Here is a 25,248-nt window from a genome sequence, read left to right as displayed (position 1 = left end):
CTCGATTAACACAATTAGCAGATGGAGGTATGTATGATGTATAAATCTATTATTATCGGTACCGGTCCTGCCGGACTTACAGCAGCAATTTATTTGGCGCGCGCCAATCTTAGTCCACTGGTGATCGAAGGACCACAGCCGGGTGGACAGCTGACAACTACAACGGAAGTGGAGAACTTCCCTGGTTTCCCTGAAGGCATCATGGGACCGGACCTGATGGACAATATGCGCAAGCAGGCTGAACGCTTCGGTGCGGAATTCCGCACCGGCTGGGTGAACAGCATCGATACCAGCAGCAGACCGTTCAAGCTTCAAGTGGACGGCATGGGTGAGCTGGTTGCTGAAACCCTGATCATTTCCACAGGCGCAACAGCGAAATACCTGGGTATCCCTGGGGAACAGGACAACGTAGGCCGCGGGGTCAGCACCTGCGCAACTTGCGACGGATTTTTCTTCCGCGGCAAAGAAATCGTAGTGATCGGCGGCGGCGACTCGGCGCTTGAGGAAGCCGGCTTCCTGACTCGTTTCGCATCCAAAGTAACCTTGGTTCACCGCAGAGAAGAATTACGCGCTTCCAAAATCATGCAGGACCGCGTTCGTTCCAATGAGAAAGTAGAGTGGGCTTTGAACCGTACACCGCTTGAAGTGCTTACAGATGATGCCGGCGTAACGGGGCTGAAAGTACTTAACAACGCTACAGGCGAAGAAGAGATCATCGAAACGAACGGCGTATTCGTAGCGATCGGTCACCATCCGAACACCGGATTCCTTGGCGGCCAAATCACGACGGACGAGAACGGCTACATTGTAGTGAAACCGGGAACTTCGGAAACGAACGTACCAGGCATCTTCGCTTGCGGCGATGTGCAGGATACTCGTTATCGTCAAGCGATTACAGCTGCAGGCAGCGGATGTATGGCTGCGCTTGATGCCGAGAAATTTATCGAAGCCACGGAGCACGCACCATCCGCGGTCTTGGGTTAATATAGATTTTGGTGTAAAATAGAGCAGGATTATATTACAGCTGAAAAAGGAGAGTATAAACCGATGGAAAACGTAATCGTATATACCAGCACTAACTGCCCGAACTGCCGTCAGGTCAAAAGCTTCCTTTCCGATAAAGGAATTTCTTACGAAGAGCGCAACATCGAAACTAACGATGAATTCGCTCAGCAAGTATGGGATATGGGCATGCGCGCCGTGCCGGTAACGATCATTGGCGAGCATAAAATTCTGGGCAACAACAAATTGAAGCTTGAGAAGGCTTTGGCTGAACAGGCTTAATTTTGAAAAAAGGCAGCGGCTGCTCTATAGCGGAGCTTGCTTCATAGGACCTGCGCCGTCTTCATGGCGGCACAGGAACGGGTTTAAACAGGTTTTTCGGACAGGGTTCCGAAAGGCCTGTTTTTCTTTTTTCACCCCTAACAAATCATGCAGCAAATGAAGAATTTTGCCGCTCATTTATTAGACAAAATAAGGGTCAGGCTCGACAAAACTAGAACCTCCGGCACGTGAAAGCTTGTGCTACAATCGAGATACAGACAGGTTGGTGCGTTAGTTGATTAAATTAGCCGGTTAGAGGAAATAAGTGAGTAAGGTCCAGCAAAACGGGGTTAAATGCATAAGATAGGGGAAGTTTCGGGTGCAGGAGTAAGACGGAAACGTCAATGGATCGAGTCCAGGTCAAACGGCCAAAGGAGATGAGAACTTGAGAAGACTCCAAAGCATAGTGTGGAAAGCGATCGTTGTCGGTTCATTTGCCGTAGCAGCGTCTCCGGCGGGAGCGGTTGGCAGCCCGTCTGTTCACCAGACGGAACAAACGGCCCAGCAAGCGATGGAGCAAGCGGTGCTGGTTTCCAAGTCCGGAGTTGAACAGCGGCTTACGACAGCTATTCAGGCTCATCTAAGCACGGTCAAGTTTAAATATGAAGGCAGCGTCAAAGACTTTGAATCGCTGCTGGATGAGGCACTGATGACGGCCCTGGATAATGCCCCTTATATGCGCTATATTATGGACCGTTATCACTATTCCTGGCGCGGCAACAGCGCAGCTGTAAACGTAGAGGTGACGTTCACCTACCGGGAGTCCCCGGAACAGACGGCTTATGTGGACGACCGCGTGAAAGATATAATCGGGCAAATTATTGTACCGGGCATGAACAGCCATGAGAAGGTTAAGGCTATCCATGATTGGGTTGTTCAGGATTTGAAATATGATGAGAAGCTCAAGAACTATACGGCTTATTCAGGCCTGGTGACAGGAGAAGCGGTCTGCCAAGGCTACACGCTGCTTACTTACAAGCTTCTTGAGAAAGCAGGGATCCGCAGCTTAATAGCGGAGGGGACGGCAGGCGATCAGGCCCATGCCTGGAATTTGGTCAATCTGGATGGTCATTGGTACCATCTGGATACGACCTGGGATGATCCGGTGCAGGCCGCAAGCGATAACATCAGTTATGACTACTATTTGCTTTCCGATGCCGAGATGAGCAAAGATCACAGCTGGACCAAATCCTATCCGGCGGCCGATCAGACCTATCGAAGCGCTTTGGACGAACTGAAGTTATCCGATTCTGCCAAAAGCCCCTTCTATGAGAAGCTTGAGCAGGAGCTTGATTACACGTTGTATAATGCGGGTCAGGCTGTATCTGGCAGCTCCGGGTTGATGGCTAAAGCCAGAGAAGCTTTGAAGCAGGGGAAATCCACGGCCACTGTACGTTATTCGGGACAGCAGTCAGAGCTCATCAACGATTTAGGGGAGCTTTACGGATTAAATATCCGGAATATTACTTTCTCGACAAGACCGCTCGAAGGAACGGACGATCTTAAAGTGAGGATCGAGTGGGAGAATTGAATGTGAGAGTTGAATAGGGGATTCGGCAGGCTTGAATGGAAAGAATGAATCGGAAGATTAAATGGGGAGATTGACCGATTATAGGTATTTGCTAAAAAGGGAAAAAGGCAGCGCACCGCCAGAAGTTTCGGCGGCACGCTGCCTTTTGTATTCTCCTGTTGCCTTTTTGTATTCCTTAGGAGGACAGTTTTTCTGACTGTCCCTCAGTTCTGACCGTCTCTCAGTTTTAATCGTCACACTCAGTTCTGATTGCGTTTCGCCATCTGCTGCCAGACGGTACCGGCGGCTTCTTCGCCGGCCTCGATCCGTTCCAGCGCCATGCGGGCCTGCAGGCTGACCTCAAACTCAGGGTCCTGCGCGGCTTTCAGCAGCGCTTCCCGGGCGCTGTCCGTACCGACTTCGTACAGGAAGCGGGCGGCGCGCCAGCGGACAAGCTTGCTCTTGTCGTTCAGGGCTTCGATCATCGGACCGGTTGCGGCCGGATCGCCGATGTCTGACAATGTATCGCCGGCCGTTCTGCGCACGGCAGCGGAGTTGTCGCGGAGCGCTTTGTAGAGCAGCTCCATCGCTTCCGGCGTGCGCAGATCCCCAAGATACACGACCGCCAGGCGGCGGATCTGCATCTGCGGATCAGCCAGTGCTTTGGCGAGCAGCGGCATCGCCGATTCATCCGGCTGCAGGCCGTCCAGCGCGGCGTAACGTACGCGCCAGTCCTGGCTTTCCATCTGTGCAGCCGCCTCTTCAAGCGTAAAGGTGCGGCGCTCCTCTACGAATTCGCTTTGGTTCTGGCCATGGGCGATGGCCTGCTTCACGATGTCCGCCACGCGTGCAGGTGTGAAAGCAGCCTCCAGCTCCTGCTCCACCTCGCGGGCAATCTCCGGCAGTTCGCCGTAGCGAACGCCGTAATCGACCAGCTTGCGCTCTTTGATCAGCGTGGCGCTGGCCACCTCGGTAACGGCTTTGACAAACCGTTCCGACAGGCCGATTCGTTCTTCTTCGCCGCGTGCCTTCACCCGGATCTGCATCGGAATGCCGCGGAAGAACTGGACAAAGACCTCAGCTTCGCCGTAATGCCCGGCGGCCGCTTCAGGATCTTCGGGCGACCAGGCGGAATTGACGCCCTCCTGCCCGAACTGCTCCTGCACGGCGGCGAGGATTGCCTGCCAGTCCGCGCTGCCGATTCTGTCCAGTGCAATAAAATCGGCGGTATGGAACACGCTTTTTACACCGGGAATATGAAGCAGATTTACAATAAAGGGTGGAGCCGAACGTTCGTTGTCGGTTGTATATGTTTTGCGAACACCAGGAGCCAACGTTTCGTCCAGATGGAGCTTCATCGTGTTAGGGCTGGGTGTCGGTTCAATAAACGTAATTTTCATTAGAGGTTCACATCCTTCCTTCGTATCCCTTCTATTTTACAACAAGAATCGTCAAGTCCCAAGCACGGCCTGAAAAGGCAAAGGCATGCAAGCGAGGAACGGCGAGTGGCGGTTTCTGACAGATGGAGGCATGAAAGCCGGAGCTTCGGGGAAAATAGGCGGCTGCGGTTTGGAAATGGCTTTATTATTGGTTAAAATAATGAAGAATGCTTTTGCATTTGATCGTCTTCAACTAATGGAATAAATTATTGGAAGGGAGGCTCCCTTTTCATGGCTAGAAACCGGTATAACAACTTGGATAACGTAAGCACAGATAAAACGCTCAAGCAGTTCCGTCAGTTGCGGGAAGAGCGCCGGAGAAAGAAAAAGGACTACTCCTTTGTCATTCCTAATATGGAGCCGGACCTTGAGTTTTTACGCAGCAACCGTAGAGAAACGACATTGACTTGGATTGGACATTCGACTTTCTTTATACAATACGAAGGTTTAAATATCGTAACGGACCCGGTCTGGGCTCCGCGGATGGGATTCCAGCGCCGGATCGGCTCGCCGGGGCTACCGATTGAGGAAGTGCCGGAGATCGACCTGATTCTGATTTCGCATTCCCACTATGATCATATGCATGTATCCTCCATCCGGCGTTTGTATGGACCTGATACGCACATCATTGTGCCGGCCGGACTGAAGCGCAAGCTGGAACGCAAAGGCTTCAAACGCTGCCGCGAGATGAACTGGTGGGAGCGGATGCCGTTTAAAGGGATTGAGCTTTCTTTTGTGCCGACCCAGCACTGGACCCGCCGTACTCCATTTGACACGAATTCCTCTCACTGGGGAGGATTCATTCTGGAGCCGGGGGATGGCGGGAATCAGGACAAAGAGCAGACAGCGCCGCAGGGGACAGGTGCCGCCAAAGGGCTGGCGCCGAGCCAACAAGTTCAACGTCAGGGGCCACGGGTCAACCTGCGTCCGGCCGGGGCTGGACAGCCGGCAAGGTCTATCGGATCACAGCCGGATCCAGCGTCGGCGCCCGCGTCTGGACAGTCCGATGCTCAGCAGGAGATCAAAGAGTTCGCCAAGGCGCCGGTGCTCTATTTTGCCGGAGACAGCGGTTATTTTAACGGATTCAAAGAGATTGGCAGCCGCTACGACATTGATCTGGCCATGATCCCGATTGGCGCCTATGAACCCGAATGGTTTATGACGCCGCAACATACAACGCCGGAGGAAGGCCTTCAGGCCTTTCTGGATGTCAAAGCCGAAATCATGGTGCCCATGCATTACGGAACGTTCCGGCTGGCCGACGATACGGCGCGTGAGGCGCTTGACCGTTTGGAGCAGGAGCGGCTGAAGCGGGGAATTCCGGAGGAACAGATCCGGGTGATGATTCACGGCGAGACTTTGCGCTTGTAGCGCGGGCCGGAAACATTTTTGCATATATTCGGAAAAGGGTTCGATTGGGGCGGCTGATATGCTATAATATTGAGTCAGCAGTGTGATTAATTATAAAGGACGGTAATCGACCAAATGATAAGTACTAGTGGTGTAACGCTCCGCTACGGAAAACGGGCACTTTTTGAAGATGTAAATATAAAGTTTACAGCCGGTAACTGTTACGGTTTAATCGGCGCCAACGGAGCAGGCAAATCGACTTTCCTGAAAATTTTGTCCGGTGAAATTGAAGCCAATACCGGCGATGTGTTTATGACACCTGGCGAACGTATGGCTGTGCTGAAGCAGAACCATTACGAATACGATGATTTTCCAGTGCTTGAGACGGTTATTATGGGCCACGAGCGTCTATACAGTGTGATGAAGGAAAAGGATGCCCTGTACGCCAAACCGGACTTCTCCGAAGAAGACGGCATGCGCGCAGGCGAACTTGAAGGCGAATTTGCGGAAATGGACGGCTGGAACGCCGAGTCCGACGCAGCTTCCCTCTTGATCGGTCTCGGTATTCCGCGTGATCTGCACGACAAGCAAATGCGCGAATTGAGCGGTAATGAAAAAGTCCGCGTCCTGCTCGCCCAGGCTTTGTTCGGCAACCCGAACAACCTGCTGCTTGACGAACCTACGAACCATTTGGACATGGAATCCATCGCTTGGCTGGAGAACTTCCTGATGGATTACGAAGGCACCGTCATCGTCGTATCTCACGACCGTCACTTCCTGAATAAAGTTTGTACGCATATTGCGGACATCGATTTCGGCAAAATCCAGCTGTACGTGGGCAACTACGACTTCTGGTATGAGTCCAGTCAGTTAGCCTTGAAACTGACCCGCGAATCGAATAAGAAGAAAGAAGAGAAGATCAAAGAGCTGCAAACGTTTATTCAACGTTTCTCCGCGAATGCCTCCAAATCCAAGCAGGCGACTTCCCGGAAGAAACAGCTCGACAAGATCACGTTGGACGACATCCGTCCTTCCAACCGTAAGTATCCGTTTCTGCACTTTAAGGCAGAACGTGAAGCGGGCAAACAGCTTCTGACGATTGAAGGGCTGTCTAAGAGCCTGGAAGGCGAACAGGTGCTGAACAATGTGAACGTTGTCGTAAATAAAGGCGACAAGATCGCTTTTGTTGGACCTAACGGCTTTGCCAAGACAACCCTTTATCAGGTGATCATGGGCGAGCTGGAGCCGGATGCGGGAACTTACAGCTGGGGCGTAACGACTTCCCAGGCTTATTTCCCTAAAGACAACTCCGCTTATTTCGACGGCGTGGATATGAACCTCGTCGAATGGCTGCGCCAATATTCCAACGACCAGGATGAAACGTTCCTGCGCGGCTTCTTGGGCCGCATGCTGTTCGCAGGCGAAGAAGCCCTGAAGAAAGCGAGCGTATTGTCCGGGGGCGAGAAGGTTCGCTGCATGCTGGCCAAAATGATGCTGAACGGCGCTAACGTCCTGATCTTCGACGAGCCTACCAACCACTTGGACCTCGAGTCCATCACGGCGCTGAACAACGGCTTGATCGATTTTGACGGCACGATTCTGTTTACATCCCATGACCATCAGTTCGTGCAGACTGTCGCCAACCGCATCATTGAAATTACACCGAACGGTGTAATCGACCGCGTAATGAGCTACGACGAATACCTCGAAAGCGAAGAGATCCAGAACCTGCGCAAGGAACTGTATCCTGCCGAGATGTTCGAGGCTTAAGAGTTAAGAAAATAAGCAGGCAAACTTACTTTTTGCCTGTATAAATGACTTATAACAAACAAGCAGGCCGCAAACGCGGCCTGCTTGTTTTGTTTAGGGACTGCGCTCACTCAGGAATCCCCCTCTAGTAGAGGGAGAGGGAGAGGAGTGATTGCAACGGAACGAAGCTCGAACGAAGTTTAGTCGCTCAAACGATCTCAAATGTTGAGGCTTCTATAAAAAGCCTCAACATGCTTCCTGCCCCTTCCTTCAACAAAAGGGAAGCAGATCGCAAACGCAGCCTGCTTCCCTTTTGTTTTATGAACTTGTATGCCGAATCCCCCAGCGGAGGGGCCGAATGATTGCGAAGAAACGAAGTGGTCGCCTAAAAGCTTTCCGAAGGAAAGCTGCTTCGTAAGCATAAGCTGTCTTCGGAATTTTACCCTTCAATCTAATCCCAAAATTCCGAAGACAACAGCGATCGCAGCAACATTCGGACACGGAGCGCCTATAGGGGGATTACCCCAATGTTTCATATAAAAAAGCAGGCCGCCCCAGCAGCCTGCCTTCCCGTTTGTTCTCTCCTATGATCCGCCAGTCCGCCGGCGCTGATTGTTAGGCTTTTTGTTATTTTGTGTGCGCAGGGCTTTAGTGGTCTGGCTGCCAGGTGCCGAAGCGGATTTGCCGCCGGAAGCCTGCTGCTGTTTTTTCTGCTGCAGCTTTTGGCGGATCGCTTCAGCGAGATCAATTTTTTTAGGCTGCTGGTTGTCCTGCTGGTTTTCATTTTCGCTCATGTCTTTCATCTCCTTGCTTTAAGGGCTGTCCTTATTTTATACGTTTTTAAATCAGCGAACAATGGGAATCATGCAGAGATCATTTTTGCAGGATTTGTGTATGGCTGTAAGGCTTCAGGCTGTTGTGTGGAGTTTGTTTATTTATGGGGTTTTATGGGAAAGTTTCCTGAGTTCAACTTTGGTAATTATAACCTATACAATAGAAAACGTTATTTTTCGTGACTATAGGATTACAAAATTGTCATATTTGCATGGTACTAAAGTAGTAGACCGAGCAGAATTGCTCTTTTGGCCTCATATGCCTGGGGAAAGAGGAGTCGCTATAATGGTGGACAAGCGGAAGGGGGGACAAGCCTAAACGAACTGATGGCCCATTATGTCAAAAGGGTCACGGACCGAGCGCAAAACACGGATCAAGAAAGTGTGAACCAACAAAAACACGGTCAACAAAACATGAATTAACAAAATACGAATCAATGAAACAAAAGCGTGGATCAGAACAAATCACCAATATAGAACATGACCATAAACGGGAGGCAAACTATAGATGGGGAAAACAAAAAAATGGACAGCGACAGCTTTACTTGGTGCAGCGGTGTTGACAGCATGGCCGGCTTTACCGGCGGCTACCACACATGCAGCATCTGTGCAAAGTCAGACATATACAGGAACTGTAATTAACAGTGTAAACTTGCGGACAGCGCCTTCTACCTCTGGAAGGGTCATTACTTTGCTGAAAGCAGGGGAGAAGCTGAGCAGCGTGACGGAGAGCAACAGCTACTGGTACAAGGTGACGACATCTTCCGGTTTAACGGGATATGCAAGCTCTTCGTCTGAGTACATACAGGTTACGCCGGTCAGCGGAAGCGCGCCTTCCAGCTCGGCTAAAACCGGGGAAATCGTGTACGGAGTGAATATGCGGACAGAACCTTCCACGTCAGGCCGGGTGATCCGCATGCTCAAGAAAGGCGAATCCGTACAGATTGTTAGCTCCAATGATTATTGGTACAAAATTGTTACGTCCAGCGGAGAGAACGGGTATATCAGTTCTTCTTCCAAATATGTTGAAGTAACGGGCAGCGGGAACTCAAACAGCGGCAGCGGCTCCAATGACAGCGGCGGCAGCAGTAATAACGGGAACGCTTCGGACCGCGACCAGCTGATTCAAAAGGTATTCGAGGTAGGCAGAAGTTATTTGGGGACACCTTATGAATTCGGCTCTGACCGGAATACGACCAGAACCTTCGATTGCTCGGATTTCACCAGAACGGTCTACCGGGAAGCGACCGGCATCATTCTGCCGGCGGATTCCCGTCAGCAGGGGGCATGGGTCAAGAGCAACAGCACCGCTGTTTATGATATTAACAGTCTGAAGCCTGGCGATCTGATGTTCTTTATGAGCTACAAAGGTTCCACCGATGCGGCCTACAAAGGCATCAACAAATCGACGGAGCGGATTACCCATGTCGCTATTTATATGGGCAACGGACAAATCATGCAGACGTATTCCGTCAAATCCGGCGGTGTAAGAATTGATAATTTGACCGCCTCTTGGACAAGAAGGTTCCTTTATGGCGGCAGTGTTTTGTAATTCTCTTAACGAGCCTAAAGGACCAGAAGTTGCATGCTGGGGCCGATTGGGTAATTTTCGCAAAAAATGAGGTGAAAAACGGATAATCCCCCATGGGGGATTATCCGTTTTTTTTGCTTATGTCTGCCCGGCTTGAGGACTAGCAGGCGGGCGTTAAATCGGGTTCAAACTGGCGGTTCGCCTATGTCATTTAGCTTATGTTATTATGGATAAGCAATGTAGCCGGGCGCATATACCCAAGCTTTGCCGAGCCAAGTGTAAATTTCCACCCAGTCACCGACCATGTTGCCGGTAGGAGTCACGACTTGTGGGGCAAGCGCACTCCAGGCATTGCCTTGCGGCATGTCATAGAAGTAGGTCACTTCATTTAGAGTAAGTGGGGCTGGAGCAATAGTGATCAGCTCCGGTACAATGATTGGTTCGGCCACGGTTCCTTCGTATGTAGTTCCATCTGGGGTAGTTGTGGAAACCACTTGACCGGTGACAACAGTGCTATTCGACGTGTCCGTCGAACTCGTGTCTGCAGGCGCTGCAGAAGCAGCCGTCGCCAACGCTGCGCTTAAAGCAAATGAAGCCGTGAGTGCTGCGATTTTTTTCATAAGGTAGTTCCTCCTCTATTTGATTTAAGTTTGCGTCTCTCGCAATATTTAAATAACCATGAAGATAGGACTAGAATCACAAGCTGCAAAAAAAAAACGCCCGGAAAGTTAACGCTTTCATTGATTGGCGGACTGGGAGGGTGTAACCAATGAAGAAAAAATGGATTTGGGGGATCCCCCTGACGATTCTACTTATACTTGTTATCGCTATGGTTGGAATTATCTTCTATATAAGGCCGACTCATCAGCTGGATTTGAATTACAAGGAAGTGGATTGGAAGACGAAGCTGCTCACTATGGTAGAAACGCAGGAGACGGTGCTGACGCTGAACGAGGAGGAAATTAACGACCTTGCGAAGAAAGGGATCGCGGAGCGAACCGCCGCCACCGGCTTGTCCTACCAAATTGAAGGATTGGATATCCGTTTGAACGACAATGAAATGACAGCGGACGCTATTGTAAAATGGGGTTCCCTGCGTGCGGAAGCCGCGGTTGTTTATCATTTGTCCTTTGATGAAGGCAGGCTGCTTCTAAAGCCCCAGTCGGTTGATATAAGGGGCAGCTCTTTATCGCCTTCCCTGCTTAAGCTGAAGAGCATTGTGGTAGATCCGGGGCAGTATTTGCCTGAAGTTATCCAAATTACGGATATGGCTTTTGAGAACCGTGAACTGAAGATCAAGTTTGCGGTCAATTGGCTCCAGCTGCCGGGCCTGCTTCGATAACAGCTATGGCACATTCGGCCTAATTCAGAAAAAAAAGGCAAGCTCTGAGAAGGATAACCTTCAGAGCTTGCCTTTTTTGCATGCAGATGTTTAGGGGGACAAACAGCTACATTGAATTTCTGCCGCGTCGTCCGGTAAACAGGGTAATGATGAACAGCACAATAAAGATAAAGAACAAGACTTTAGCAATTGCAGCCGCGGCTGCCACAATATTAAAGAATCCGAATATGCCCGCGATAACAGCGACTACAAGAAAGATCAGCGACCATTTCAACATGAAAACCAACCTTCTTTCATAAGTAAGTGGTAAAGCGGTTTTTATCATCAGCATCCGGCACCTTTCATCAGGGACCGCCGGATCAGCCAACCTGAATCGGTTGTATGCTCCATTAACCTGAGGCAATCGGCTTGAATCAAGAGGCCAAAGGCTTGTTTATCCCTGTCTCCAGGCTTTGTTTCGAGAAAAAAAGGTTAGGGTAACTAAACACTGACCCCAACACCACAGAAAGCGAGGGAACGCTATGTCACTAATCTGGCAGCTCAGCGTTGCGCTGATAGCGCTGGCATTCACAGGGCTTGTTATTTATTTGATCAAAACGCTGAAGGCAGCGGAGAAATCGCTCGACAAAACGTCACAAACCCTTCAGGAAGTTCAGAAGACGATCGATGAGTTAGGTTATGAAGTGAAGCATGTGCTTCGGCATGCTAACGGCATAACGGAAGATGTGCAGCACAAAATGAAGCAAATCGACCCCGTACTGGATACGGTTAAGAATGTAGGAGAAGTCCTCAGTGAAGTGTCTCTTGCAGCGAAGCAGGTATCAACCACGCTCATCGAACGCTTCAAGAAATCGGCAGAGCAGCCGTCTCGGACAGAGTCCGCTGCAGCGCAGGCTGCGGTTCAAAACTCCACAGACCGGACTATTGATGCTTATGCGGCAGCCCATCCGAAGAAGAATCAAGGAAGCTGGGTAAAGTGGGTAGATGTAGCAGCAGGTTTATGGCAAAAATATCGCTCTTGAGGGCCTAAGGAAGGATGAGGATGATGCTGAGTTTATGGTTATTACTGCTGGGGCTGGCCGTTTCGGCTGGTCAACAGGACGTTTCTGCTTCTCCTGCGGCTGCAGGCCTTTATACCGGAATTGCCGGGGATGTCAGCCAGCAGACGGCTCAATGGACTCAGCCGCTCAGGACTCAGGAACTGGGGCTTAATATCCGTAAGCCGGAGGATCTCCGGCTTGATTCTTTTCAAACCCTGAACGGAGTTTCTCTGGATTGGAGCAGGAAACAGCTGCTCCAAGCTAAAGGGAAACCGGCCGAAATCGTGAAGGATGAAATCACAGGTTATACGGAATACCGTTACCCCGGAGTAACGGCCGGACTGTACGAGGATGTTGTCTATTATGTACATGCCGATCATGTTGAACACGGAATGCTGCTTAATGGACATTTCATTCCGTTAACGGGTAACGGGATGAATCTTTATCTGGGAGAGCCCGATTTCCGGGCCGAAGACGGTGATGTATACAGCCGTACGCCGAATGCCCTCAAGGTCTACCGGGATGAGTCAGGACACCTGGCAGCAGTGGATTTATTTAATGAGTTCACTTCGTGAAGAAATAATCTGGGAAATGCTGTTTCAAATCAGGCACGGGCTGTTTAATTACTAGGAAGGAAAGCTCGTTGACCAATGATCCTGTCGATCCAAGTGAAATATAATGCGGAGAGGATGAGTATCATGAGTTCAATCAATGCTAAATCCTATGCCAAGGTTGTTGAGAATGGTGTACAAGCCGTCAAAGAGGTAGAGGAGCTTCGACGGACCGGCTATACCGATGATCAGATTTTTGTGCTGGCCCATGATGGAGACCGGACGGATCGGATTGCCGATGCGGCAGCGGCGTCAGAGGTTGGCTTGAAAGAAGAAGGCGTTATGAATTCGGTGGCGAACTTGTTTCGTTCCCGGGGGGATGAGCTTCGGGCGAAAATAACCTCTTTGGGATTCTCGGATAACGAGGCTGACTTCTATGAAAAAGAATTGGATCTGGGCAAGGTACTGGTTATTGCTAAACAGAATCCATAATTCATATAGGCTTGAGACTTGGTTTATAAATTGTAAAACATAGATAAGGAATGGGAGTAGGGCTCCCATTCCTTATCTATGTTTTGGGTGTATTTTGAACAATGTTACATTAAAGGAATATATTCGGAATAATTTTGGCGGGAAAACAAGCAATAATGGTATAGTTAAAAGATAATGTTCTAATGTGAGATTCATCAATGACTACTTCCCGATCAGCTAAAGGAGAGGTATATGAAAATTTTAATTGTAGATGACAATCCTACTAATCTCATTATCATTCGCGAGATTCTTAAGAAAGAAAATTACCGCAACGTGACCTCTGTCTCGTCTGCGCGCGATATGCTGCAGGAGCTTGGGGTGGGCGAGCAGCCGTCTGTTCACAAGCATGCCGCTTCTCAAATCGATTTAATTCTGCTGGATATGATGATGCCGGAAATGGATGGCATTGAAGCTTGCCGAATCGTTCAGCAGTATGAGCATTTGAAAGACATTCCGATCATTATGGTAACAGCCGTAGGCGATTCAAAGAAGCTTGCCGAGGCTCTGGACGCGGGAGCCGTCGATTATGTCACCAAACCGATCAACAAGGTCGAGCTCATGGCTCGCATCCGATTGGCCCTCCGGCTTAAGCAGGAGAAGGACTGGCACAAAGAGAGGGATCAACGGATTCAGGAGGAATTAAAGCTTGCAGCGCTCGTTCAGAATGCGGTATTAAGCCTTCCTTTAAATGAAGAAGACTTCAGCGTTGAAGCCCTATATAAACCTTCGTTTGAGCTGGCCGGAGATCTGTACGCGTGGTATCCGCTTGGTGAAGACCGGTACGGCATTATTTTGCTGGATATGATGGGGCATGGCATTTCATCTTCTTTGTTCTGCATGTTTATCGCCTCGGTGCTTAAGGATACGGTCAATACTTATGTCGATCCCGAGAAAGTGATTCAGGAGCTGAACCGGCGCTTCAGCCAGCTTCATATTGAGAACCGCCTGGTGCAGTATTATTTCACCGCCATTTATATGGTGGTTGACACCAAGTTCAAGCGTATTGATTATGTGAACGCGGGACATCCGCCGGGACTGTTCTATCATGAGGACGGGACGGTGGAGCAGCTGACCACGGTATGCGCGCCTGTCGGACTGTTTGACAAAATTGATGTTACGCCGCGTACGTTATCCTACAGCGGAGAAGGCCATATTGTCTTGTACACGGATGGTTTGCTTGAAGCTGTAGAAGGGGACCAGGAAGCCCAGCTGGCATACTTGACCGAACAGCTTAAGGGAAGTCATACAATGGATAGAGAGAAGATTCACCGGCTGTTTTTTGATGAAGGACTGAAGCAGGAAAGAGAAGACGATAAGTGTCTGGTGTGGGTATCGCTAAAAGAAGGGGAGTCAGTCGATGAAGATTAGAAACAAGCTGCTGATCGGTTTCAGCTTGCTGATGGCTATTCTGCTTGTACTTACTTTTGTCAGCTATGACCGAATGAAATCTATGAACGACCGGCTGGAGAAGGTTTATCATGACCGGTATTTGAAGGTACGTTATTCGGGCAACATCCGTTTGCCGGTCAACGAAATTACCAAAGATATGTTGAATGTGCTCATAGATCCGAAGACATCGGTTAATGAAACTAAGTCCGAGATTGATCGCCAGTTTAATGTGGCGGTTGACAATTACAAGCTGCTTGAACAGACGCAGCTGGACGCCAATGAACAAGCGATCATCCAGAAGATTATAAACGATTGGACTGCCTACTCTGATTTTATTGACAAGCAGTTTGCTTTTGTGGGCAAAGGGGATATAGAGGGGGCCAGGGCGAACAAGAACTCGGTCGGCACCCCTCTGCAGAACAGTTTATTGCAGAATCTGAATTCCTTATCCACCTATCAGGATATGAGAGTGGATGAGGAAATTAAAGCCGCCGATGCGGCCTACCAAAAATCACTGCAGATGGCAATCGGCATTATGACCGCCGGTCTGCTGCTGGCGCTTGGTGTTATTTTGTGGGTATTGCCTAGCATTACAAAAGGCCTGAATACCGTTTCGCTTATGATCAACAGCTTTGGAAAAGGCAAATATAAAGCGATTCGCCGGATGCGGGTCACTTCGACGGACGAGATCGGCAGAGTAGCGAAAGTATTCCAGCAGATGTCCGAAGATTTGGATGCCAAACAGGAGCTGGAACGCAAATATGCGCAGGCACAGAAGGATCAGGCCTGGATCAGCTCTAATTTGGCCAGGATCACCGATTTGTTTCACGGGATCAGTTCCATGGAACAAGTGTCGCAAATGTTTATCAGCGAGTTCACACCGCTTCTGGGCGGCAAATTCGGGACGCTTTATATTCGGGATGACAATAATCCCGATGAACTTTACTTAGCCGGTTCATACGGCATGGATGAGGATTCACGTCCTCGCAGCAGCTTTAAAATCGGGGAAGGTCTGGTTGGACAAAGCGCCGCAGACAAGAAGCCGATCTTGCTGGATAAGGTGCCGGAAGGTTATGTGTCGATCCGCTCCGCTTCGGGTGAAAGTGAACCCCGCGTGATCATGATTCAACCTGTAGTGTTTGAGGACGAGTTGCTGGGCGTAGTGGAGATCGCAAGCCTGGATAAATTTACGGCGCTGGAAGAACAGCTATTGAGTGAACTGGTGAACCATTTGGGCGTTATTCTGAACAATATGTCAGGCCGCTTGCGGATTGAGGAACTGCTCCGCGAATCCCAGGCGCTGACGGAAGAACTGCAGGTCCAGTCGGAAGAACTTCAAAGCCAGCAGGAGGAATTACGCCGTTCGAACGAAAATCTCGAGAAGCAGGCGACGGCCCTCAAACGCTCCGAAGATCAGCTGCAGCGGCAGCAGGAAGAGCTGGAGCACTACAACACCGAGCTCGTGGCCAAAACACGAGCTTTGGAAGAACAGGTGCAGGAAGTCGAGGAGAAGAATTCGGAAATCGAAAAGACCAAAAATCAGCTGGAACAGCAGGCTATGCAGCTGTCCGTAACAAGCAAATACAAGTCGGAATTTCTGGCGAATATGTCGCATGAGCTGCGGACGCCGCTGAACAGCTTGCTGATTCTCTCCCAGCTGCTGTCGGAGAACAAAGAACATAATCTGACCGACAAGCAGATTGAATATGCTCAAACGATTTATATGTCTGGCTCCGATCTGCTGAAGATGATTGACGAGATTCTGGATTTATCCAAAGTGGATGCTGGCAAAATGGAAATAAACCGCGAGCTTGTAAGCATGCAGGAGCTTGAGAAATTTGTGGAGCAGAATTTCGGGCCTGTAGCTCAGAAGAAACAGGTAGACCTGAATCTTAACATTGACCCGGCTGTACCTGAACATGTAATGACAGACGGGCACCGGCTTAAGCAGATTGTACGCAATCTGTTGTCCAATGCGTTCAAGTTTACCGAAGAAGGTTCAGTCACTTTCTCGGTTAGAGAAGCCGATCCTAAGGAACTTCCGGTCTACATCGATTCGTCCGTCGAATATCTGGCGATTTCGGTTCAGGACACGGGCATTGGCATTCCGCAGGACAAAACCGATTTGATCTTTGAAGCCTTCCAGCAGGTAGATGGCACTACAAGCCGCCAATATGGCGGGACTGGCCTTGGGTTGTCCATCAGCCGGGGACTTGCCTCTTTGCTGGGCGGCGGCATTGCACTCGAGACGGCGGTTGGTGAAGGAAGCACCTTTACGCTTTACCTGCCTAAGTCAGTTGATCAACAGGGACAGCTTCCAAGCGCCCGGTCAGAAGCGGCAGCCGCTTCCGAAGAACCCCGGAGCCTGCTTGCGGCAAGTTCCGCAGCTCCTGTCAAACCGAAACCAGTATCCGCTAATGTTCCGCAGCTGATTGAAGACGACCGCGATAAGATCGGGGCGAAGGATCGGGTGCTGCTGGTGGTAGAGGATGACGTGCACTTCGCCAAAATCCTCGTCGACATGGCGAGAAACTATGGCTACAAGGTGCTGACTGCCACGCAGGGCGATGTAGGTCTGCATATGGCGCGCAGCTATTTGCCTGACGCGATTATTCTGGACATCCAGCTTCCGGTGATGGACGGCTGGTCCATTTTGAACGAGCTGAAGAGCAGCGCTGAAACCCGGCATATTCCGGTCCATGTCATTTCCGTTGTGGATGATGTGAAACACGGGCTTATGATGGGGGCGATCGCGTTCCTGAAGAAACCTTCCAGCCGCGAAGATTTGGAGGGCGCATTCTCTCATATTGAGTCTTACATGGAGAAAAGCCTGAAGCATCTGCTTGTCGTGGAGGATGACCAGACACAGCGGCATGCGATCATTGAATTGATTGGTCATGACGATGTGGTGATCAAAGCGGTATCTACTGGCCGGGAAGCTCTGGAAGAGCTTCGCACGCAGCATTTTGACTGCATGGTGCTTGATTTGATGCTGACCGATATGACCGGATTTGATCTGCTCGACCAAATTCGGGATGATGAACAGCTGAATGATCTGCCGATCATTATTTATACCGGCAAGGAATTGGACAAGCAGGAAGAAACCAAACTCCGCAAATATGCGGAATCCATCATTATTAAAGATGTTAAATCACCGGAACGCCTCCTCGATGAAACGACCTTGTTCCTGCATCGTGTGGAAGCGGACCTGCCGGAAGAGAAACGTCGTATCCTGCGCAAGCTTCATAATAAGGAAACGTTGTTTGAGGGGAAAAAGATATTGCTCGTCGACGATGACGTGCGCAATGTGTTTGCTTTATCCAGCGTGCTTGAAGGCTACCGGATGGAGGTTGTCTTTGCGGAAAATGGCCGCGAAGCGATCGAGCTGCTCGAACAGCACCGGGACTTCGACCTGATTCTGATGGATATGATGATGCCTGAGATGGACGGCTACGAGGCCATGCGCAGAATCCGGACGATGGAAGAGTTCGAGAAGCTTCCGATTATCGCGCTGACGGCCAAAGCGATGAAGGAAGACCGAGTGAAATGTATCGAAGCCGGCGCTTCGGATTATATGAAGAAACCGATTCAAACCGATCAATTGCTTTCGCTGATGCGGGTTTGGTTGTATTCGTAAAACCCGGATCGGGGTAATGGAGAGTAAATGCATATGAGAGGAACAAGTTTAGAGGGGATTGAGGTAAGGGGAATGACACCCAGGGAATACAATAACGATGATACGGAATTCGGCCTTTCTTCCTCGGCGGAGATGGACGAACGGGAAACGATCGAAATCGAGCTTCTGCTCGAAGGAGTTCACCGGATGTACGGATATGACTTCCGCAACTATGCGATTCCTTCCTTGAAGCGGAGGATCTGGCATTCGGTGCACAGCGAGAATCTGAAGACGGTCTCGGGATTGCAGGAGAAGGTCCTGCACAATCGGGACACTTTTGATAGACTTGTTCATAACCTTTCCATTCCGGTAACGGAGATGTTCCGGGATCCCTCTTTATTCAAAACCTTTCGCGAAAAGGTTGTGCCGATCCTGAGGACTTATCCTTATATCCGGATTTGGCATGCGGGATGCTCGACCGGCGAAGAAGTTTATTCGATGGCGATCCTGCTGCAGGAGGAAGGGCTGTATGATAAGGCGAGAATTTACGCCACGGATATGAATGCCCGTTCTTTGGAACAAGCCAAGGAAGGCATTTACGGGCTGCAGAAAATGAAGCTGTATACCAAAAATTATATTGAGGCGGGGGGGACGCGCTCCTTCTCCGAATATTATACGGCACAATATAATTCTGTTATTTTTCACCCTTATCTCCGGAAAAATATGATCTTTGCCGAACATAATCTGGCTACAGACCGTTCTTTTAATGAATTTAACGTCATCTTTTGCCGTAATGTCATGATTTATTTCAACGAAACACTTCGCAACAGAGTTCATGAGCTGTTCTACGAAAGCTTGAGCAATTTTGGCGTGCTGGTGCTCGGCTCCAAGGAATCCATCCATTTCACGGATTATTCCCACTGCTTTGAGCCGCTGGACCGCGTAGAAAAGATTTATCGTAAAATCAAATGAGCAATAGCCTGCGGGGGGATGCGCGGGCTTTGGTTAGGAGGATCTCATGGGGGTAGAAGAACCGATACACATATTGCTGGTAGATGATCGTCCGGAGAATTTGCTTGCCCTGGAAGCCGTGCTGGAGAGTGAGGAGTACAATCTGGTTAAAGCTACCTCCGGTGAAGAGGCGCTCCGTTGCCTGCTGAAGGATGAGTTTGCTGTGATTGTTCTGGATGTTCAAATGCCGGGACTGGACGGTATAGAAACGGCCAAGCTGATCAAAGCGAGAGACAAAACCAAGGATATTCCAATTATCTTTATTTCAGCGAATAGCAAACAGGCGGAGCATCTTTTTGCCGGTTATTCCGCCGGAGCCATCGACTACATGGTCAAACCGTTCATCCCACAGATTTTGAAATCAAAAATCGACGGTTTTGTCAGCATGTTCAAAACTAACCAGAAGCTTAAATCACAAACGATGCTGCTCCATCAGAAAACCAAAGAGCTTGAGCAAATTAATCGCGAGCTGATCGAAGCCAAGGAAGCGGCGGAAATTGCCGCCAAAGCCAAAACGGAATTTCTGGCTATGATGAGCCATGAAATCCGTACCCCTATGAATGGCGTGATCGGTATGATTGATTTGCTTATGGAGACCGATTTGAAAGAGGAACAAAAAGAATATACCGAGATTATCCGTAACAGCGCGGATACGCTCATTTCGGTCATCAATGATATACTCGATTTCACAAAGATGGAGTCCGGCAAGATGGAACTCGAAGAAAGTCCATTCGAGCTGCGTTCGGGTTTGCAGGAGGTCTTTAATCTGTTCTCGGTGGAAGCGGGACGCAAACAGCTGGAGTTGGCTTATTTTATAGATGAACGTATTCCGTGTGTCCTCTATGGGGACATGGGCCGGCTCAGACAAGTGCTGATCAATCTGATCTCCAATGCAGTAAAATTCACTGATCAAGGCGGAATCTATGTCGTGGTGCTTCCGAAAGAGGAGAATGACGACGAAATTACGCTGGAGTTCACAGTCAAAGATACGGGTATCGGTATTGCCGAAGAGAAACGTGAGCGTCTGTTCCAGCCGTTCTCCCAGCTTGATTCCTCTATGACGCGTAAATATGGAGGGACTGGCCTCGGGCTGGCGATCTGCCGAACGCTGGTTCAGATGATGGGCGGGGATATCGTAGCGGAGGCTGCGGAGGACCGCGGCGCTACCTTCTCGTTCAGCATCGTAACCCGGAAGTGTGAAGAGGAAATTGAAATCAGCCAGTTTGAGACGGAGAAGAAAGAGAATCGGCGTTCAGTCAGAGTCAAAGAACGGGCTTTGATTGTTGATGATCATCCGATCAACCAGAAGCTGATGAGCAGTATGCTGGCGAAGCTGGGTTATGAAACGGATATTGCGGAGAACGGCAGGGAAGCTGTTCAGATGGCCGCCGATCATCATTATTCTTATATCTTTATGGATCTGCAGATGCCGGTCATGGACGGCTTGGAGGCAACCAAGCTTATCCGGGCCGGCGAGCAAGGAGGCAGGCCTCCCTATATTTTTGCTATGACGGCGAATGTAATGGAAGGAATTAAAGGCCGCTGCTATGAGGCGGGCATGGATGATTACATTAGCAAACCGGTCAATTTGGGAGCGGTCAAACGTATTTTAGCCCAGTATGACGTGAGTTCCGGAGTGTCCTCCTATGAAAGACAGAAAAGACCGCTGGAACTAAATGGATGATCATGTTATGTTTCATAGAGGGTGGCAATGGGGTAAAGGATAAAGAAACCAACATTCGGGAGAGATAGTCTATGAATACAAATAAAAACGAGAAATTTTCGGTTACAACTCAAAATGATAAGGGAGCCAGCACGGTTTTTCTACAAGGTGAGTTGGATTTGTCCGTTGCTCCCGATTTCCGTCAGTTCATGGAACCGTTAGTTGAGAACAGTGAGCAGGATCTTGTTCTAAACTTGAGAGAGCTCAAATACATCGACAGTACGGGGATCGGAATTCTGCTTTCTATTCTTAAAGTAAGACACGGGATGAATGCCCAGTTTTATGTCCGTGAAGTGCCGGCCCAGATACAAAAACTTTTTGATATGACAGGAATTGCAAAGTTCTTTGCCTCTCAAGAGAATTCCCAATAAGGAAAGGATCGAAGAAAGTATGAAAGATGAAGTTCAACAAGTACAGTTAACTTTGCCGGCTACTGCGGATTATGTGGATATTGTAAGGTTAAATCTCTACGGGATTGCTTCAAAAATGGGATTCTCCTATGAGGATATCGAAGATATGAAAGTAGCCGTCTCTGAAGCATGCAACAATTCAGTGCTGTACGCCTACAATCATGAAGATGGAATGGTCGAGGTCCTGTTCGATGTGCGGCCCGGCGAACTCGTTATTACGGTCAAAGATAATGGCGAGAGCTTTGAGTCCTACAAAGATGACGAATCGGCAACGCTCCATGACAAGGAATTGGGTGAAGCGCAAATCGGGGGACTTGGTTTCTACTTAATGCAGGCGCTGATGGATGAGGTCAGCGTTGTAAATGAAGCAGGAAAGGGGACGAAAGTCGTCTTGACCCGTAAACTCACCCGAAGCGAGGAGAGAGTATGACGGACAAGCTGACTCCCCCCGAGGCTCTTAATGAATCAACGGGATTGATATGGGAATACCAGCAGACCAAAGATAATGAAATTGCTACGGTTCTGATTCAGAAATACGAGCCTATGGTTAAAATGGCTGCTGGCAAAATTGCCCGCAATCGACCCGATTTGTATGAAGATTTATACCAGGTTGGGCAAATGGCGCTGATTCGCCTGCTTCAGCAGTATGATATATCGCTGGGCATTCCGTTTGAACCTTATGCGATGAAGAGCATGATTGGGCATATGAAGAACTTTCTGCGGGACAAGTCTTGGTATATCCAGGTTCCGCGCCGTATCAAGGAAAAGGGTGCTTTGGTTCAACAGGCCATTGATGAATTGACGGTTAAACTGGAGCGTTCTCCTGACGTGAAGGAAATTGCCGAGTTTCTGGAGCTTTCCGTGGAGGAAACGGTTGAAGTTCTGGCCGGACGGGAATGTTATCATTACGTATCGCTGGATTCGCCTCTTTCCCAGGACGAAAGTGCGGCAACGCTTGGTGAATTAATCAGTCATGATGCGAATGATTATGACACGGTGGAGAAAAGAATGGATCTCCAGCAGGCGATGAGCCAGCTTAAGGAGCAGGAGCAAAAAGTATTGCTGCTTGCTTTCCAGGAAGGACAATCGCAGAGGGCCATTGCCCAGAAGCTGGGTGTTTCGCAGATGAGCGTGTCACGCATCCAGAAGAGAGCGACAGAGAAATTGAAACAAATCATGTCTAACTCGGGTATGTGATGCGGGTGGCACAGTTGAATAGCACAAAATCCTGAAGACACGTCATGATCCAGAATCATGTACGTGTCTTTTTGGAAATCTGGACATATAGGAGAACAGGTGTATGAACGAGGGGCTCGGCGGGGAGCGTATTTGGCCAATGGAGCAGGGCTGGACCTGGACTGACCTGCAAATCGAAGACTGGGACAGCCAGGCTATCAAACGTCTGGTCTTATCGAAACCGGTCACAGAGGAATGGATTACAAGTATACCGGCTGCGAACACCAATTATTTGTCTGTCCGGTTTGCTGAGGATCAGGAGCCGCTAATATTTGGAGCCATGTCCTATTCGGTCAAACAGGAAATTAACTCGGAAACAGAGTGCGAACGATTCCACTTTTTTGTCAGCCGGACGGAGCTTGTGACCGTGAATCTGGATGAACATACGCGGTTCGTGATGAACTCACGGGAAAGACTAAACCTGCTTGCAGGCTGCAAATGGCCGATTGACGGCATGTTTGTGCTGGCCCGGACCCTTCTTCACTATTTCCATGAAGGCATGGACAAATTCGAAATCAATTTGCGCAAGGTTGAAGAAACGATGAGGCAGCGAAATGAGAAGAACATCATGGACCGGATTCTGAATGCCAGGTTTGAGCTGCTCTTTTGGAGCAATTTGTTTATTCCTTATTTGGAGTTGATCACGGCTGCACGGGAGGCTTATTTAGGTGAGCTTGACCATAGTGTTTATTTTCAGCGGTTTTATTACCGGGCGGATCGGATGGAGACGTTGTTCAGTCATTACGAGAAGGAAATTGACACCTTGATTTTGATTGATGATGCGGTCTCAGCGTTCCGGGGCAACGACATCATGAAGACTTTGACTCTTATTACGGCGATCTTTACACCGGCTATGGTGATCGGGGCGATTTGGGGAATGAACTTTGATTATCTGCCTTGGATTCATTCCGGAACCTGGGGATTTACGGCGATTATTCTGATCGTCTTGTTCTGCAGCGGAGGGCTTTATGCCTGGATGTGGATGAAAGGCTGGACAGGCGACCTGCTTAGAGTCCGGCGCAAAAATTCCAATTTATAAAGCCTAAGCCGGCCGGCTTAGGCTTTATAAGTATCCGAGAAACGAGAAACCCCTTACCTTTATTGCTCAGGGTCTGATATTAGGCCTTGTTTCTTGTCTTCACTGTTCGTATGCATCTCATCCATGTCCTCTCCAAGCTGCTTCAGATCCTCCATATCGTTCACCATGGAACCGTTTTGCGCTATGCTTAGATCTTTATGGTTCGGATATTCGCCTTCTCTTGCTTCCTCGATCTGCTTCTCAACATACTGCTCCTGTTCACCTTCAGGGTTGACATGCGGCATGTGCGAACGCCTCCTCTTTCCTGTTTAGGTCCATTTAGCATAAGCTGCATAAATAAGCTTGACCAAAGTTACTATTGCTGCTTGTAAGCATCAATATACCGCTGGAGCTGTCCGATGTATTCACCAATTAATGGAAGGTCAACAAATAGGCTGATCAGCCAGCCAAGCAAAGCAAGCACGACGGCTGTTCCTACCGTCAAGCCAAGACCACGGGACAAGCCGGCGGTGAAGTTGGCAAACAGACGTTTCTTCGGATTGGTGTAGTTCTCGATCATATCGAGAAAATCGGATTTCTCCAGGGCCGTGGCGATATCATCTAGACGGGTATTCAGGCGCTTTACCTCATGCCTGAGTTCAAATGGATGATCTTTGGTGTCGTATATTTTAGCCATGAATTTCCCTCGCTTTCCAAAGCAGTGCTAGCGGCAGGACAGAAATAGCCAGCCGTAAGGACAGCTGGCTATTTCTCAAGGGACGGGATATGGAACGAATTAGTAAGTTGAACTGGACTGCGTTTTATTAGAAACGTCCCGGGCCGCATCCTTTGAAGTTTCCTTCACGTCTTTAGCGGCTTCAGCCGTTTTATCCTTAACATTTTTGGCCATATCGGCTTCGGCCTCCATGACATCCGAGGCGCCTTTCTTAGCCTCTTCCGCCACACTGGCTGAAGCTTCTTTGACAGTGCTTGCTACAGTGCTGGCGCTGCTGCCGATGGTTTTAGCCAAGGAGCCTGCTTTATCGGTAACGTTTTGATAAAGAGTAGACGCCTTTTCCCCGACAGTTCCGCATAATTCCTTCGATTTATCGGCCGCCGTGCTCATTTTGTCGGCCAAATCGCTGCGCAGCTCACGTCCTGGCTTTGGAGCAAAAAGAAGGGCCGTTGCCGCGCCTACAACCGCGCCGATGAGAGCGCCTTTTACAAATTTGGAACCCGTTTGAACCGCTTGTTCATTTTCTGCATGACTCATATTGGATCACTCCTTATCAAAATGTATTTACAAGGTTCGGGCGAACAGCCGGGAGACAGAGGCCAGAAGCAGTACCGCGGAAGCGGCGCCCACAATGGCCGGAATGACAGCAAATCCGTCAACAACCGGACCCAGGTTATCAAACCACCAGGAACCCAGCCAAGATCCGGCTAGTCCAGCGATGATTGCGCCTGTTGCACCGCCTAAGATGTCGTTTTCGGTCAGCGCTTCACCTATTAATCCAATAAGGACGGCGATCAGGATGCTGATCGGAATTGCCCACATGGTAAATCCCCCTTGCTGCGGCCTGTCCTAGTCTTACCTTCTTTCAACCTGTGCTTACTTCGTATATAAACGTGATGAACAACCGTGA

Annotated in this window: 26 protein-coding genes; 18 read left to right on the top strand and 8 right to left on the bottom strand. The window is 49.5% G+C overall.

Going from position 1 to position 25,248, the window contains the following annotated elements; all coding sequences use genetic code 11:
• The first annotated feature begins 36 nt into the window (after nt 1-36).
• From trxB to CBE73_RS10745, 3 genes are all read left to right on the top strand, one after another.
• Nucleotides 37-984 (top strand): thioredoxin-disulfide reductase, encoded by a 948-nt coding sequence (gene trxB, locus CBE73_RS10755; protein ID WP_094094221.1) that lies wholly within the window; start codon nt 37-39, stop codon nt 982-984.
• Nucleotides 985-1,047: 63 nt separating this feature from the next.
• The gene (locus tag CBE73_RS10750) at nt 1,048-1,284 is read left to right on the top strand and encodes a glutaredoxin family protein (RefSeq protein WP_068697931.1); all 237 of its coding nucleotides are present in this window, start codon (nt 1,048-1,050) and stop codon (nt 1,282-1,284) included.
• Between the two features lie 424 nt (nt 1,285-1,708).
• Nucleotides 1,709-2,854: a transglutaminase domain-containing protein gene (locus CBE73_RS10745; RefSeq protein WP_157739504.1), complete on the top strand. Its 1,146-nt coding sequence runs from the start codon at nt 1,709-1,711 to the stop codon at nt 2,852-2,854.
• Between the two features lie 239 nt (nt 2,855-3,093).
• Here the strand turns inward: CBE73_RS10745 and CBE73_RS10740 are convergent, their stop codons facing one another.
• Nucleotides 3,094-4,233 (bottom strand): virulence factor, encoded by a 1,140-nt coding sequence (locus CBE73_RS10740; RefSeq protein WP_094094219.1) that lies wholly within the window; start codon nt 4,231-4,233, stop codon nt 3,094-3,096.
• Between the two features lie 270 nt (nt 4,234-4,503).
• Here CBE73_RS10740 and CBE73_RS10735 point away from each other — a divergent pair, with 270 nt between their 5' ends.
• Together CBE73_RS10735 and CBE73_RS10730 are read left to right on the top strand one after the other, a co-directional pair.
• Complete coding sequence (locus CBE73_RS10735; RefSeq protein WP_094094218.1) at nt 4,504-5,643, top strand: MBL fold metallo-hydrolase; 1,140 nt, start codon at nt 4,504-4,506, stop codon at nt 5,641-5,643.
• A 114-nt stretch (nt 5,644-5,757) separates the two neighbouring features.
• Entirely contained in the window at nt 5,758-7,392 is a 1,635-nt protein-coding gene (locus tag CBE73_RS10730) for an ABC-F family ATP-binding cassette domain-containing protein (protein ID WP_094094217.1), read from the top strand.
• Nucleotides 7,393-7,955: 563 nt separating this feature from the next.
• Here CBE73_RS10730 and CBE73_RS10720 read toward each other — a convergent pair.
• A complete protein-coding gene (locus tag CBE73_RS10720; protein ID WP_094094215.1) occupies nt 7,956-8,165 on the bottom strand; it encodes a hypothetical protein in 210 nt (69 codons plus the stop codon).
• Nucleotides 8,166-8,712: 547 nt separating this feature from the next.
• Between CBE73_RS10720 and CBE73_RS10710 the strand changes: the two genes are divergently transcribed.
• Nucleotides 8,713-9,756: a C40 family peptidase gene (locus CBE73_RS10710; RefSeq protein ID WP_094094213.1), complete on the top strand. Its 1,044-nt coding sequence runs from the start codon at nt 8,713-8,715 to the stop codon at nt 9,754-9,756.
• Nucleotides 9,757-9,959: 203 nt separating this feature from the next.
• Here CBE73_RS10710 and CBE73_RS10705 read toward each other — a convergent pair whose 3' ends face one another.
• Nucleotides 9,960-10,355, bottom strand: coding sequence for a hypothetical protein (locus tag CBE73_RS10705; RefSeq protein ID WP_094094212.1), 396 nt, complete (start codon nt 10,353-10,355; stop codon nt 9,960-9,962).
• Nucleotides 10,356-10,504: 149 nt separating this feature from the next.
• Here CBE73_RS10705 and CBE73_RS10700 point away from each other — a divergent pair, with 149 nt between their 5' ends.
• On the top strand, nt 10,505-11,077 hold the full coding sequence (locus tag CBE73_RS10700) for a hypothetical protein (RefSeq protein ID WP_094094211.1): 573 nt from the start codon (nt 10,505-10,507) through the stop codon (nt 11,075-11,077).
• 106 nt (nt 11,078-11,183) lie between these two features.
• Here CBE73_RS10700 and CBE73_RS10695 read toward each other — a convergent pair whose 3' ends face one another.
• Entirely contained in the window at nt 11,184-11,354 is a 171-nt protein-coding gene (locus CBE73_RS10695; RefSeq protein ID WP_094094210.1) for a DUF1328 family protein, read from the bottom strand.
• 244 nt (nt 11,355-11,598) lie between these two features.
• Between CBE73_RS10695 and CBE73_RS10690 the strand changes: the two genes are divergently transcribed.
• The 11 genes from CBE73_RS10690 to CBE73_RS10640 all read left to right on the top strand — a co-directional run bounded on the left by CBE73_RS10690 (nt 11,599) and on the right by CBE73_RS10640 (nt 23,623).
• The gene (locus CBE73_RS10690) at nt 11,599-12,099 is read left to right on the top strand and encodes a DUF948 domain-containing protein (RefSeq protein ID WP_094094209.1); all 501 of its coding nucleotides are present in this window, start codon (nt 11,599-11,601) and stop codon (nt 12,097-12,099) included.
• A gap of 20 nt (nt 12,100-12,119) precedes the next feature.
• The gene (locus CBE73_RS10685; protein WP_094094208.1) at nt 12,120-12,692 is read left to right on the top strand and encodes a hypothetical protein; all 573 of its coding nucleotides are present in this window, start codon (nt 12,120-12,122) and stop codon (nt 12,690-12,692) included.
• Nucleotides 12,693-12,815: 123 nt separating this feature from the next.
• Nucleotides 12,816-13,160 carry a YflT domain-containing protein gene (locus CBE73_RS10680; RefSeq protein ID WP_094096251.1) on the top strand — a complete coding sequence of 115 codons (345 nt, stop codon included), beginning with the start codon at nt 12,816-12,818 and terminating at the stop codon, nt 13,158-13,160.
• Between the two features lie 231 nt (nt 13,161-13,391).
• Nucleotides 13,392-14,567 (top strand): SpoIIE family protein phosphatase, encoded by a 1,176-nt coding sequence (locus CBE73_RS10675; protein ID WP_094094207.1) that lies wholly within the window; start codon nt 13,392-13,394, stop codon nt 14,565-14,567.
• Nucleotides 14,557-18,225, top strand: a complete 3,669-nt coding sequence (locus tag CBE73_RS10670; protein WP_094094206.1) for a response regulator — start codon at nt 14,557-14,559, stop codon at nt 18,223-18,225. The genes CBE73_RS10675 and CBE73_RS10670 overlap by 11 nt, the downstream gene beginning before the upstream one ends.
• Before the next feature lie 132 nt (nt 18,226-18,357).
• Nucleotides 18,358-19,176, top strand: coding sequence for a CheR family methyltransferase (locus tag CBE73_RS10665; protein WP_373286403.1), 819 nt, complete (start codon nt 18,358-18,360; stop codon nt 19,174-19,176).
• Nucleotides 19,177-19,222: 46 nt separating this feature from the next.
• The gene (locus tag CBE73_RS10660; protein WP_094094205.1) at nt 19,223-20,899 is read left to right on the top strand and encodes a response regulator; all 1,677 of its coding nucleotides are present in this window, start codon (nt 19,223-19,225) and stop codon (nt 20,897-20,899) included.
• Between the two features lie 71 nt (nt 20,900-20,970).
• A complete protein-coding gene (locus tag CBE73_RS10655; RefSeq protein ID WP_094094204.1) occupies nt 20,971-21,309 on the top strand; it encodes an STAS domain-containing protein in 339 nt (112 codons plus the stop codon).
• Nucleotides 21,310-21,328: 19 nt separating this feature from the next.
• Nucleotides 21,329-21,778: an anti-sigma B factor RsbW gene (gene rsbW, locus CBE73_RS10650; protein WP_094094203.1), complete on the top strand. Its 450-nt coding sequence runs from the start codon at nt 21,329-21,331 to the stop codon at nt 21,776-21,778.
• On the top strand, nt 21,775-22,545 hold the full coding sequence (locus tag CBE73_RS10645) for a sigma-70 family RNA polymerase sigma factor (RefSeq protein WP_094094202.1): 771 nt from the start codon (nt 21,775-21,777) through the stop codon (nt 22,543-22,545). The genes rsbW and CBE73_RS10645 overlap by 4 nt, the downstream gene beginning before the upstream one ends.
• Nucleotides 22,546-22,648: 103 nt before the next feature.
• On the top strand, nt 22,649-23,623 hold the full coding sequence (locus CBE73_RS10640) for a magnesium transporter CorA family protein (protein WP_094094201.1): 975 nt from the start codon (nt 22,649-22,651) through the stop codon (nt 23,621-23,623).
• Between the two features lie 59 nt (nt 23,624-23,682).
• On the opposite strand, the gene CBE73_RS10635 is transcribed toward CBE73_RS10640, so the two are convergent.
• The 4 genes from CBE73_RS10635 to CBE73_RS10620 form a co-directional block, all read right to left on the bottom strand.
• A complete protein-coding gene (locus CBE73_RS10635) occupies nt 23,683-23,907 on the bottom strand; it encodes a hypothetical protein (RefSeq protein WP_094094200.1) in 225 nt (74 codons plus the stop codon).
• 71 nt (nt 23,908-23,978) lie between these two features.
• Nucleotides 23,979-24,299, bottom strand: a complete 321-nt coding sequence (locus CBE73_RS10630) for a DUF5665 domain-containing protein (protein ID WP_094094199.1) — start codon at nt 24,297-24,299, stop codon at nt 23,979-23,981.
• 99 nt (nt 24,300-24,398) lie between these two features.
• Nucleotides 24,399-24,875, bottom strand: coding sequence for a YtxH domain-containing protein (locus CBE73_RS10625; RefSeq protein WP_094094198.1), 477 nt, complete (start codon nt 24,873-24,875; stop codon nt 24,399-24,401).
• A gap of 27 nt (nt 24,876-24,902) precedes the next feature.
• Nucleotides 24,903-25,160, bottom strand: a complete 258-nt coding sequence (locus CBE73_RS10620; RefSeq protein WP_094094197.1) for a GlsB/YeaQ/YmgE family stress response membrane protein — start codon at nt 25,158-25,160, stop codon at nt 24,903-24,905.
• Nucleotides 25,161-25,248 lie beyond the last annotated feature (88 nt).

Origin of the sequence: Paenibacillus physcomitrellae, assembly GCF_002240225.1 — a bacterium.
GTDB lineage: Bacteria > Bacillota > Bacilli > Paenibacillales > Paenibacillaceae > Fontibacillus > Fontibacillus physcomitrellae.
This window is presented reverse-complemented; position numbering and strand designations above follow the sequence as displayed.

Bases quoted from the DNA above. Each gene is read 5' to 3' on its own strand.
- trxB (WP_094094221.1), top strand. From the start codon at position 37: ATGTATAAATCTATTATTATCGGTACCGGTCCTGCCGGACTTACAGCA.
- CBE73_RS10750 (WP_068697931.1), top strand. From the start codon at position 1,048: ATGGAAAACGTAATCGTATATACCAGCACTAACTGCCCGAACTGCCGT.
- CBE73_RS10740 (WP_094094219.1), bottom strand. From the start codon at position 4,233: ATGAAAATTACGTTTATTGAACCGACACCCAGCCCTAACACGATGAAG.
- CBE73_RS10735 (WP_094094218.1), top strand. From the start codon at position 4,504: ATGGCTAGAAACCGGTATAACAACTTGGATAACGTAAGCACAGATAAA.
- CBE73_RS10730 (WP_094094217.1), top strand. From the start codon at position 5,758: ATGATAAGTACTAGTGGTGTAACGCTCCGCTACGGAAAACGGGCACTT.
- CBE73_RS10720 (WP_094094215.1), bottom strand. From the start codon at position 8,165: ATGAGCGAAAATGAAAACCAGCAGGACAACCAGCAGCCTAAAAAAATT.
- CBE73_RS10710 (WP_094094213.1), top strand. From the start codon at position 8,713: ATGGGGAAAACAAAAAAATGGACAGCGACAGCTTTACTTGGTGCAGCG.
- CBE73_RS10705 (WP_094094212.1), bottom strand. From the start codon at position 10,355: ATGAAAAAAATCGCAGCACTCACGGCTTCATTTGCTTTAAGCGCAGCG.
- CBE73_RS10700 (WP_094094211.1), top strand. From the start codon at position 10,505: ATGAAGAAAAAATGGATTTGGGGGATCCCCCTGACGATTCTACTTATA.
- CBE73_RS10695 (WP_094094210.1), bottom strand. From the start codon at position 11,354: ATGTTGAAATGGTCGCTGATCTTTCTTGTAGTCGCTGTTATCGCGGGC.
- CBE73_RS10690 (WP_094094209.1), top strand. From the start codon at position 11,599: ATGTCACTAATCTGGCAGCTCAGCGTTGCGCTGATAGCGCTGGCATTC.
- CBE73_RS10685 (WP_094094208.1), top strand. From the start codon at position 12,120: ATGATGCTGAGTTTATGGTTATTACTGCTGGGGCTGGCCGTTTCGGCT.
- CBE73_RS10680 (WP_094096251.1), top strand. From the start codon at position 12,816: ATGAGTTCAATCAATGCTAAATCCTATGCCAAGGTTGTTGAGAATGGT.
- CBE73_RS10675 (WP_094094207.1), top strand. From the start codon at position 13,392: ATGAAAATTTTAATTGTAGATGACAATCCTACTAATCTCATTATCATT.
- CBE73_RS10670 (WP_094094206.1), top strand. From the start codon at position 14,557: ATGAAGATTAGAAACAAGCTGCTGATCGGTTTCAGCTTGCTGATGGCT.
- CBE73_RS10665 (WP_373286403.1), top strand. From the start codon at position 18,358: ATGGACGAACGGGAAACGATCGAAATCGAGCTTCTGCTCGAAGGAGTT.
- CBE73_RS10660 (WP_094094205.1), top strand. From the start codon at position 19,223: ATGGGGGTAGAAGAACCGATACACATATTGCTGGTAGATGATCGTCCG.
- CBE73_RS10655 (WP_094094204.1), top strand. From the start codon at position 20,971: ATGAATACAAATAAAAACGAGAAATTTTCGGTTACAACTCAAAATGAT.
- rsbW (WP_094094203.1), top strand. From the start codon at position 21,329: ATGAAAGATGAAGTTCAACAAGTACAGTTAACTTTGCCGGCTACTGCG.
- CBE73_RS10645 (WP_094094202.1), top strand. From the start codon at position 21,775: ATGACGGACAAGCTGACTCCCCCCGAGGCTCTTAATGAATCAACGGGA.
- CBE73_RS10640 (WP_094094201.1), top strand. From the start codon at position 22,649: ATGAACGAGGGGCTCGGCGGGGAGCGTATTTGGCCAATGGAGCAGGGC.
- CBE73_RS10635 (WP_094094200.1), bottom strand. From the start codon at position 23,907: ATGCCGCATGTCAACCCTGAAGGTGAACAGGAGCAGTATGTTGAGAAG.
- CBE73_RS10630 (WP_094094199.1), bottom strand. From the start codon at position 24,299: ATGGCTAAAATATACGACACCAAAGATCATCCATTTGAACTCAGGCAT.
- CBE73_RS10625 (WP_094094198.1), bottom strand. From the start codon at position 24,875: ATGAGTCATGCAGAAAATGAACAAGCGGTTCAAACGGGTTCCAAATTT.
- CBE73_RS10620 (WP_094094197.1), bottom strand. From the start codon at position 25,160: ATGTGGGCAATTCCGATCAGCATCCTGATCGCCGTCCTTATTGGATTA.